Origin of the sequence: Streptomyces sp. (genome assembly GCF_031178505.1) — a bacterium.
Taxonomy (GTDB): Bacteria; Actinomycetota; Actinomycetes; order Streptomycetales; family Streptomycetaceae; genus Streptomyces; species Streptomyces gulbargensis.
Window position 1 is genome coordinate 1 of sequence record NZ_JAPSIW010000238.1, and the last position, 8,899, is coordinate 8,899.

At 67.0% G+C, this 8,899-nt stretch carries 9 protein-coding genes; 6 read left to right on the top strand and 3 right to left on the bottom strand.

Features of this window, described 5'->3' with window-relative positions:
• On the top strand, positions 1–623 hold a 623-nt coding region (locus RIF68_RS17425; protein WP_309052194.1), incomplete at its 5' end, for an iron-containing redox enzyme family protein.
• The gene (locus RIF68_RS17430) at positions 624–875 is read left to right on the top strand and encodes a Rieske 2Fe-2S domain-containing protein (RefSeq protein WP_079249804.1); all 252 of its coding nucleotides are present in this window, start codon (positions 624–626) and stop codon (positions 873–875) included.
• A 517-nt stretch (positions 876–1,392) separates the two neighbouring features.
• Here the strand turns inward: RIF68_RS17430 and RIF68_RS17435 are convergent.
• Positions 1,393–1,761, bottom strand: coding sequence for a DUF6531 domain-containing protein (locus RIF68_RS17435; protein WP_309052197.1), 369 nt, complete (start codon positions 1,759–1,761; stop codon positions 1,393–1,395).
• Positions 1,762–2,564: 803 nt separating this feature from the next.
• On the opposite strand from RIF68_RS17435, the gene RIF68_RS36505 reads away from it, so the two are divergent.
• Positions 2,565–3,308, top strand: a complete 744-nt coding sequence (locus RIF68_RS36505) for an IS5 family transposase (RefSeq protein WP_375165714.1) — start codon at positions 2,565–2,567, stop codon at positions 3,306–3,308.
• Between the two features lie 406 nt (positions 3,309–3,714).
• Positions 3,715–4,113, top strand: coding sequence for a hypothetical protein (locus RIF68_RS17440; RefSeq protein WP_123985556.1), 399 nt, complete (start codon positions 3,715–3,717; stop codon positions 4,111–4,113).
• Between the two features lie 20 nt (positions 4,114–4,133).
• Here the strand turns inward: RIF68_RS17440 and RIF68_RS17445 are convergent.
• Positions 4,134–5,338 (bottom strand): IS3 family transposase gene (locus tag RIF68_RS17445; protein ID WP_309052195.1). Its coding sequence is split into 2 segments (ribosomal slippage): positions 4,134–5,047 and positions 5,047–5,338, totalling 1,206 coding nucleotides; the frame shifts between segments, so codons are not numbered across the junction.
• Positions 5,339–5,980: 642 nt separating this feature from the next.
• On the opposite strand from RIF68_RS17445, the gene RIF68_RS17450 reads away from it, so the two are divergent.
• Complete coding sequence (locus RIF68_RS17450; RefSeq protein WP_076681985.1) at positions 5,981–6,298, top strand: hypothetical protein; 318 nt, start codon at positions 5,981–5,983, stop codon at positions 6,296–6,298.
• Positions 6,299–6,727: 429 nt separating this feature from the next.
• On the opposite strand, the gene RIF68_RS17455 is transcribed toward RIF68_RS17450, so the two are convergent.
• Positions 6,728–7,594 (bottom strand): GNAT family N-acetyltransferase, encoded by an 867-nt coding sequence (locus RIF68_RS17455; RefSeq protein WP_309052196.1) that lies wholly within the window; start codon positions 7,592–7,594, stop codon positions 6,728–6,730.
• Between the two features lie 431 nt (positions 7,595–8,025).
• Here RIF68_RS17455 and RIF68_RS17460 point away from each other — a divergent pair, with 431 nt between their 5' ends.
• A complete protein-coding gene (locus RIF68_RS17460; RefSeq protein WP_076681987.1) occupies positions 8,026–8,799 on the top strand; it encodes an IS5/IS1182 family transposase in 774 nt (257 codons plus the stop codon).
• The last annotated feature ends 100 nt before the right edge of the window (positions 8,800–8,899 follow it).

The following is an 8,899-nucleotide window of genomic DNA, read 5'->3' on the forward strand; positions in this document are numbered from 1 at the left end:
ACCCGCCGGAGTTCGAGCGCGTCATGGCGGAGGATCTCGACCTGGAACAGTTCAAGGAGGTCGTCGCGCAGTTCGCGGTGGACGGCCTCACCGAGTCCGAATCCTTCCTGCCGATCGTCTGGCGGCTTCCGAGGAAGGCCAAGATGGCCGTGTTCCGGGTGCTCATCGACGAGTTCGGCTGCGGAAACCTCGACCAGGCGCACTTCAACATCTATCGCGACCTGATGACCGAACTGGGCATGTCCCTGGACGTCGGGGACTATCTCGACCGCACGAACGAGGAGACGTACGCCTACGTCAACACGTTCTTCTGGGCGGCCGCGCGGGCACCGCGCCCGGAGTACTTCCTCGGCACGCTCTGCTACCTCGAATCCAGCATCCTCTACGCCTTCAAGTGCTTCGCCGCGGCGGCGCAACGGCTCGGCCTCCAGGGCGCTCGCTACTACACCGAGCACCTGCACATCGACCACTTCCACGCCAAGGAGCTCCAGGTGGCCATCCGCGAGTTCGACGCCGAGGCCGACCTTCAGCCGGTCAAGGTCTGGGCCGGGTTCAAGATGGCCAGCGACGTCATCGGCGGCGCCACCGAGGCGGCGGTCGCCTCCGCGCTCAAGGCGGTCTGAGTGAACGACGCCACCATCGAGCAAGTGGGCGAGGACAAGCTCCGGGTACGGGTCGGCGGCCGGGAGTTCGAGGTGGACGCGGCGTGTCCGCACCGCAAGGGCTTCCTCGCCCACGGCTATGTCAACGCCGCGCGGCTGCGGATCACCTGCCCCCTGCACCACTCCAGCTTCTCGCTGGAGACGGGCGAGGCGGTCACCGGACCCACGGACGAGCGCCTGTGCGCCCGGGAGGTGACCGCGCCCACCGGCTGACGCCCAGGCTAGCCGGGGCCGCGGAGCGGCAGCACACCCCGGGGTCATCCTTGAGCGGTCCGGGCCGCAGCGCAGCTGTCATGCCGCTGACCGTACGTGATCGGCCTGGCCACTCACCGAGCCCCAGGACTGTGCGCTGAGCTGACGGTGCGGGAGGATTGAGCCGAAGTCTTCCTGATCCTTGGGCCGTGGATGCTTGGCCTTGAACAGCAGGACCAGTTCAGGCGCCAGGTAGGGGGTGCCGCCAACGGAGTAGGAGTGGGCCCCCAGGAAACCTTGGAGTCGAAGGTGGTGGCCTTGTCGGCGTCGGTGGCCCTGTGCAGGTTGCCGGCCGGGTCGAGGTCGAAGACGACGGCGCGGCCGGAGTTGTCCTTGGCCTGCCACTGTGAGGCGTCGGCCTTGAGCAGGTCGATCCAGCGGCCGGAGCGGGTCTCGGTCAGCTTGAAGCCCTTGTGCTCGTCGCCCTGGCCGTGCTGGGTGACGGTGATGGCGCCCTTGTTCTTGTCGGTGACCTTGGTCAGGGTGCCGTGCTTGCTGTAGGTGCCTTCGGTGTGGGACTTCCAGTTGGTGACGGTGTAGGTGCCGTCGGCGTTCTTCTCCAGCTCCTCGGAGTAGCCCTTGGATGTGGTGAAGGAGCCGTCCGCAGCCTTGTCGAAGCGCAGGGTGTCGCCGGAGGCGTCGTAGAGGACGACCTCGTCGTCGAGGATCTGCAGATAGCGCTCGTACTGCTGCCACCAGCGCTGGGAGACCTTGCCCCAGATGCGTCGAGGGAGTTGTAGGAGCGCGCCAGGGTGAGCTGCTGGCCGACGCCCGCGAGGGAGAAGTCCGTGGCAGTGAGCATCAGGTTGCCGGTGAAGTAGTCGACCCGGGCCGTCGGGGCATCCATGATCGCGAAGTCGCTGATCTTGTGCCAGGGCACGTTGCCCCGGCCCTCGGGCACGTATGTCGCGGGCGTCGCGGTGCGGACCGCGCGTGTGGTGGCGGCCTCGCCGCCCTGAGCCCGCTTTTTCTGAGCCGCCCGCCACGGTTGACCTCTTCGGAGGGCTTGGCCTCCGCCTCGGGCTTGGCCGGCTCGTTGGAGCCGACCTTCACCTCGGGCATCGTGAGACTCGGCGCGTCCTTGCCCCACGCCGAGCCCGGCTCATCCGCCGCGACCGCGCCCGTGGTTGGCAGCAGGGACAGGGCCAGGGCACCGGCGGCCAGGGCCGCGGCGGTGGCAAGGCGGGTTCTCCTCCGGGCACCCTGGACGCACACACCGACGGTGCGTTGCATCAAGACTTCCTCCCACGGGAAGACGCATCTCTCAGACCTCAGTGGTCACGAGGCGCACACGAGATGCCACACGATCTTCACCAGGAAACGCCGCGATGCCCTCGAACACTTGCATCACACGGCCCGGAATCATTCCCTCCCCGCCAGCGGGACAAAGATTGATGAACTATCACGAATGTCGGACGAGGTTCGCGCGCAGCACCTCTTCGATGTCCAACTCCACCTCGCGCGTGTGAACCCCGGCCGCGGGTGCTGCCCGGGCAAGCTCTCCAGACGCGGGGGTGAACGTTTCGCCGAGCAGGCGGTCTTCCGCGCGCAGTGCGTCCTCAAGCGTGCCCTCGGCCGAGTCGATTGCTTCCGTAGCCGCGGATCGGACATCGGCGCCGTGGAAGACGGTCTACACCCGTTTCCGCCGCTATGCCCTGGACGGCGTGTTCACCGGGGCTCTCCAGCGGATCCAGGCCCGCGCTGACGCGGCCGGCAACATCGACTGGTTCGTTTCCAGATCGACTCCACCACCGTCCGCGCCCACCAGCACGCTGCGGCCACCGGCCGAAAAGGGGGCGGCATCGGCAGGACGAACCGGACGATCACGCCCTCGGCCGATCCCGAGGAGGACTGACCAGCAAGATCCACCTCGCCTGTGACGGCCGCGGACGTCCCCTCGCCATCCTGCTCACCCCAGGTGAACGCCACGACGACGTCTGCGCACGTCTCCTCCTGGAACGGATCCGGGTCCCGCGCACCGGCCTCGGCCGCCCACACTGCAGACCCGACCAGGTCGTCGCAGACAAGGCCTACAGCTCCCGAGGCTTCCGCTCCTACCTGCGTAATCGCGGCATCGCGTGCACCATCCCGGAGAAGAACGATCAGCAGCAACACCGCCGCAACCGCGGTCGCCGCGGTGGTCGGCCACCGGCATTCGACCGGCAGATCTACCGCCGACGCAACGTCGTCGAGCGCTGTTTCAACCGGCTCAAGGTTTCTGCGGCATCGCCACCAGGTACGACGAGACCGCCACCTCGTACGAGGCAGCGGTCGGTCTCGCGTCACTCCTGCTCTGGGCAAGATCGGTTCGAAGACGGACCCTGGGCTCCGGCCATGTTGCTGGTACACGGCGGAGAGGCCGTAGCGACGTGTAGCGCCTGGCGGAGCGGATGAAGCGTGCGTCGCGACCAGTACGTTGGCCGCGGCGCACGCTTGTCCGTGCCCCCCGTCCCCTGTGGGAAGAAAAGGCCGGGCCGTGCAGTGCCGGCCAGCTGTTTGTGCCGCCCCGGCAAGCGAGGAGTCTCAGGCAGTGGTGCGGCCTTGGCCTGCGGCGAGCGCGGCGTCGGCGCTCTGTTCACCGAACGTTTCCTTCCGAGCCCTGCAGGCCCTCACCACGCACCGCCGCGAGCAATACACAGTGTTCGAACGCCGGTCCACCCCGGCCACCCAAATTGCGCCGCGCTCGGGACACTCGGCCTGGCCGGCCCGGACCGGTCTGGAGGCCCTCTGGGAAAGCACCTCTGACCGAGGTATATCGTCTGCCTCACATATGAAGCCGGGGGCATGAATGCAACATCGTTTGGCAGCCACCATCCTCCTCTGTCTCGCTACTGGCCTTGCCGCCGGATGCTCCCCGGAGCCCGAAGCAGAAGACGTCAACCGTTCCGACCTCGCGGGTCACTGGCATGCCGGTGGGTCGTGCGACGCCTCTCTCGTGTTGGAGAAGGGCGGTTCGGCCCGGTGGAAGCATTGGGCAACGGGCTACAGCGTGAGTGAATCCCGCATCACCGGCAGAGAAGACGGCCAGGGGAGCTGGACGCTGGAGACAGTGGACGGCAAGCAGTACTTCGAGGTGGAGACAACCAAAGCCAGTGAATCGTTGACCATACTGCAAGGGGATGACCGGTTGATCCTCCTGCAGATCCCCGGAGACGACCCGGACAACAGCATCGGGTGCCGTTTCAAGCACGGGCCTTGACCCCGAATCCTGAACACGGGTTATGCGGCTTGTGCCAGCGTAGTTGGTGTGCGGTGGAGGGCGTTCTCGAAGGCGATCGGTGATCGTTGTCCGAGGTGGGAGTGTCGGCGTCGGGTGTTGTAGCGGTGGAGCCATCGGAAGGCGTCGAGTCGGGCCTCGCGCTCGGTCGGCCAGCTCTTTCGTCCTTGCAGGGTCTCGCGTTTGAACGTCGCGTTGAAGGACTCGGCCAGCGCGTTGTCCGCGCTGGACCCGACCGCGCTCATGCTTTGCTGAACCCCTGCTGACCTGCAGGCTTCGGCGAAAATCCTGCTCGTGTACTGGGCTCCGTGGTCGGTGTGCATGATCGATCCGGCGTGGCTGCCGCGGGTGCGGATCGCCGCGGCCAGGGCGTCGGTGACGAGGTCCGCGTGCATGGGGCCGGCGATCGCCCAGCCGGCCAGACGGCGTGAGGCGAGGTCGATGACGGTCGCCAGGTAGCAGAACTTCCCGCCCTCAAGGGGCAGGTAGGTGATGTCGCCGACGTACTTCGTGTTCGGCCTGTCCGCGGTGAAGTCGCGGCTGATCAGATCCGAGGCCTTGGCCGCTGCCGGGTCAGAGACGGTGGTGCGGTGCCGGCGACGCAACCGGACCCCTTCGATCCCGGACGCCCGCATGATCCTGGCGACGCGCTTGTGGTTGACCGCGACACCGTTCTCCTCGCGGAGCTCGGCGGTGATCCTCGGGGCTCCGTAGGTGCCGTCCGATTCCTGGTGCACCGCCCGTATCCGGGCGGCCAGCTTCGCGTCGGCCGCCTGCCGGGCGGCCCGGTCGACGGCCGTCCATTGCCAGTAGTAGAAGCTCGAGCGGCTGACGCCGAGGATGCTGCAGAGCCGCTTCACGCCGTGGCGGCGCTGGAAGTCGGCGACGCACTGGAAGCGGTTCACCAGCGCGTCTCCCCGGCGAAATACTTCGCGGCCTTGCGCAGGATCTCGCGTTCCTCCTCCAGCTCACGGACCTTCTTCCGCAAGGCGGCGTTCTCCGCCTCCAGCGGGGCGGGCGGCTGGGCCGGCTCCTGCGTCCGCCGTCCTCGGGGACGGCTCACCCCGGCTGCCCTCACCCAGTTCCGCAGTGTCTCCGGATTGATCCCCAGATCGGCGGCGACCGACCTGATCGTCGCTTCCGGCCGCGACTCGTACAGCGCGACCGCGTCCGCCTTGAACTGCGGCGGGTAGTTCTTCATGACCACGAGATGTCCGTTCTCAGATCCGCAGGATCCAGTGTCTCGTGTGTCCAACATCAGGGGTCAAGGCCCGTACTACTGCTGAGGGGAGTGGACGGCCGGCTCGTGCTGGCCGTGAACGTCTCACAGTGGCTGCAGCCGGACACTACGACGCCCTCGCATCGCCCACACGCTGACCGGCTTGCCTGCCCAGGTCCTCGGCTGGCTCGGCTCCGACCGCATGTCGCGCCTGCCGACGCCCCCACGGTGTCTACGCCCCCCAAGACGGTCCACCGCAGGGGAACACCCTCCCAGCGCCTGGAGCACCGAGCCGGCTATGGCAACCACGGACACCCCCTCGGTGGGGAGGCGACCGCGCGGGCACCGACATGCGTCAACCGGACAGGCAACAAGTGCATGCTCCAGCCCTCACGAGCAGGGCATCAAACTCAAACGGACCACCAATCAGCGGAGAGGGTAAGGAGCGCTACTTATGCGTGAGTCGTGAGCATCGCCTACCTTCAGGAGGTGTCTACAGATTCGACCGATCGGTCGCTTTTCCGCCGGACCCTCAGCCGAGGAAGAGCGAGGGTCCCCGCCAGACGATGCGCACGACACTTAAAAGGGACCCTGACCGTCACCGGTGCCACCGCGGCCAGTCACACCCTCATGTCGTCCGGCTACGCATGGGCCCGCGGCAGCGCTGCCGCGGGCGACACGGTGTTCTCCGGTGCGTTCGAGTTCCTGGTCACGACGGCCGCTTCCTGGGCGCTGATGCCCGTATCGCTGTGGGCCGGCATGCGGGTGATGGGGAAGGCCGGCAACACAGTACTGCTGATCACCGGTGGGCTGTCCTGGGTAGCGCTTTCCGGGTACTTCATCGACGACATCGACCGCATGGGCGGGCAAGTGCCGCTCCCGGCTCTGGCCACATACGTTCTTCTCTGCACGGGACTGGCAGGTGCCGGTTCCAGCCACCGCAGCTGAGACGGCAGCGGAGCCCGACGCCGCCCGAGGATCAAGACTTGTGAGGGCATAATCGCTGTGCGCAGCAGGATCTTTGCAGGTATGCAGGTAATGGCCGTACCGCGGCCCTCGTCTTCACCGGATCACAAACCGGGTGAGGCGCCGTCCGCGCGGTGCAACATCGGCGCAACCAGCCTCACGACGATGCCGCACCGGAGCACTCCGGTGCGGCATCGTCGTCTCATAACTGCGTGCAGAAGCCCCGGCAGGCTGGAGCCGGTGGAGTCTCACCACCATGTCCGCCGCGGTGGCCGCCGCCCCGGACTCCGTGTACTTTGCCGCAGAGCCCGCTGTCATCAGTGATCAGCGATCAGTGTGTGGCCGTGAGTTGGAGCCGCCGGGCCTTCGAGCGCGATTATCACTCTTGAGCCACGCGGTCGGGTGCAAGAATCAGCAGATTTCGAATCCAGCCGAACGCAAGGCGTCCAGTGCCAGATCCCGGCGTTCCTCGGGTACCAGCACGAGGTCAGCGTGGTAGGTCGAGGCAGTGAACGCCGGAACTGCGGCGCGGGCCAGCGGTGTGAGGACTGCGGCCAGCAAGCCCGGTTCGTCGAGGCCGTGGTCCGGGTCGGCGTCGTAGAGCGCGACCCAGCGGTCTTGGATCGCAGCGGAGGAACTGGCGGCGCGGATCACCGTCAGCCCTTCTGGAGCACGGACCAGGGCCAGCCAGTGATCGTCGCTCGGCTCTCGCAGCTCCGGGAGGTGTTCGAGGTAAAGGGTCTTGTCCAGCACCCGGAGCCTTCGCGCGGGGCGGGTCGGTTCGTCGGTCAAGCCGATGCTGAAGGCCACGCGGGCGAGGCCGGGTCCGTCGTAGTCCAACAGGGGGCCGGAGGCGCTGAAACCGAGGCGGGTGTGGAAGTTACGCGAAACGGTGTTCTCGGGGCTGGTGACGCAGTTCACGTACCGGCGGCCCTGCGACCGGACGAGCGTAAAGAACGCCCGGTAAAGAGACCTTCCGAGGCCCTGCCCGTGCAGTGAAGGATCCAGGCCTGCGAAGTGGACGTAGGCGGTGTCCGGTTCCGTCTGTGACAGGAAACCGATGAGGAACGCGGCCAGTTCTCCGTCGGGGTACTCGACAAGGAAACTGGTCGAGCTGAAATGCTGAAAATACAGCCGGGGCAGCAGCAATGCCCGCTCCAGCGCTCCCGCCTCCCCCTTCATCCCGCCCCACCACCGATCCAGTACGGCAAGCACCCGTGGATGGTCATCAGAGGTCGGGTGTCGGACGGCGAAGGAAGCTGGAAGATCGTCGATCACCCGCGCAGTGTGGCATCGACGCGACAACGCCCGCCACCAATATTGCGCGGCACCATGCCGACTACACCCGGCGCTGTCCGTAGGAACTGGCTTTCCGCCGTGCTCCAACCGACAAGCACGTGATCGCGGGCGGCTGCGCCAGACCGGGCACGCTCCGCCCGGGCTGTGCGCAGGGCCCCGAGTTGTTCGGGGGTGGCCGCCTGCGCGAAGTACGCGGGTCCGAGATACCCGCCGCGCGCGTCACTGATGTCGATCTCGTGATCGTGGTGCGGCAACGCACTGTGACGGTAGGGCCGGCCTGACCGGTCATCCACGGTGCAATGAGCCCTTTCCAACCTGGCCGCAGGACAAGCCCATTGGACTGACAGACAGGTGAAGCCTCTGGTAGGCGGGTTTTCGACCAAGAGAACCGTCTCCACCAGAGGCTTCGTGTGCTTGTCTACCCGTCGGGCATCGACGTGTCCAGCTCTGCCCTGCGCTTCCTGTCCACAAAGCTCCGCCGACACCGTCGCGAGCTCGGCACCCGGTGGCGGCGCCTGAGCCCGGGCCGACAGGCCCTACTCACTCTCGCCCACCTTCGCAACGGCCACCCGTATGCCCAGCTCGCGACCGGGTTCGGCATCGGGACCACGACCGCCTACCGGTACGTCGCCGAGGCCGTCGAGCTCCTGGCCGCACTTGCCCCAGCCCTCGAGGAGGCGGCCCGTACGGCATCGACGAAGGCATTCGTGCTGATGGACGGCACCCTGCTGCTCATCGACCGCATCGCCGCGGACCGCCCCTTCCACTCCGGCAAGCACAAGAAACGCGGGATGAACGTGCAGGGCCTGGCCGATCCGTCCGGTTGGCTGCTGTGGACCTCTCCGGCTCTGCCCGGTGCCGTCCACGACGTCCGGACCGCCCACGAACACGGCGTCGTCCGCACACTCACGGACGCCGACATCACGTGCTGGGCCGACAAGGGATACCGAGGTGCCGGGGGCACAGTCCGCGTCCCGTACCGGGGACGTTGGGAGACACCGTCCCGAGGTCAGAAGGCCGTCAGCCGGTCTCACGCCGAGATCCGGGCCCTGGTCGAGCAAGCCGTCGCCACCCTCAAGTCCTGGCTACTCCTCCGCAAGCCGCGGTACTCGACCACTCGCGTCACAAGCCTCGTCCGAGCCGTCGTGACCCTGCATCTAGTACTGCAACGGTGCTTGCCGTGACTGGTGGCCAGGTTGGTCGTTGGTGTGGTTATGGGTGGGGACCTTGCTGATGTCAGGTTGTGGGCGGGCGAACTGGAAGCTGTGCATGGGCGGTTCGTGC

Coding starts and splice junctions, on each gene's coding strand:
- RIF68_RS17435 (WP_309052197.1), bottom strand. CDS start 1,761: ATGGATGCCCCGACGGCCCGGGTCGACTACTTCACCGGCAACCTGATG.
- RIF68_RS36505 (WP_375165714.1), top strand. CDS start 2,565: ATGCCCTGGACGGCGTGTTCACCGGGGCTCTCCAGCGGATCCAGGCCC.
- RIF68_RS17450 (WP_076681985.1), top strand. CDS start 5,981: ATGTCGTCCGGCTACGCATGGGCCCGCGGCAGCGCTGCCGCGGGCGAC.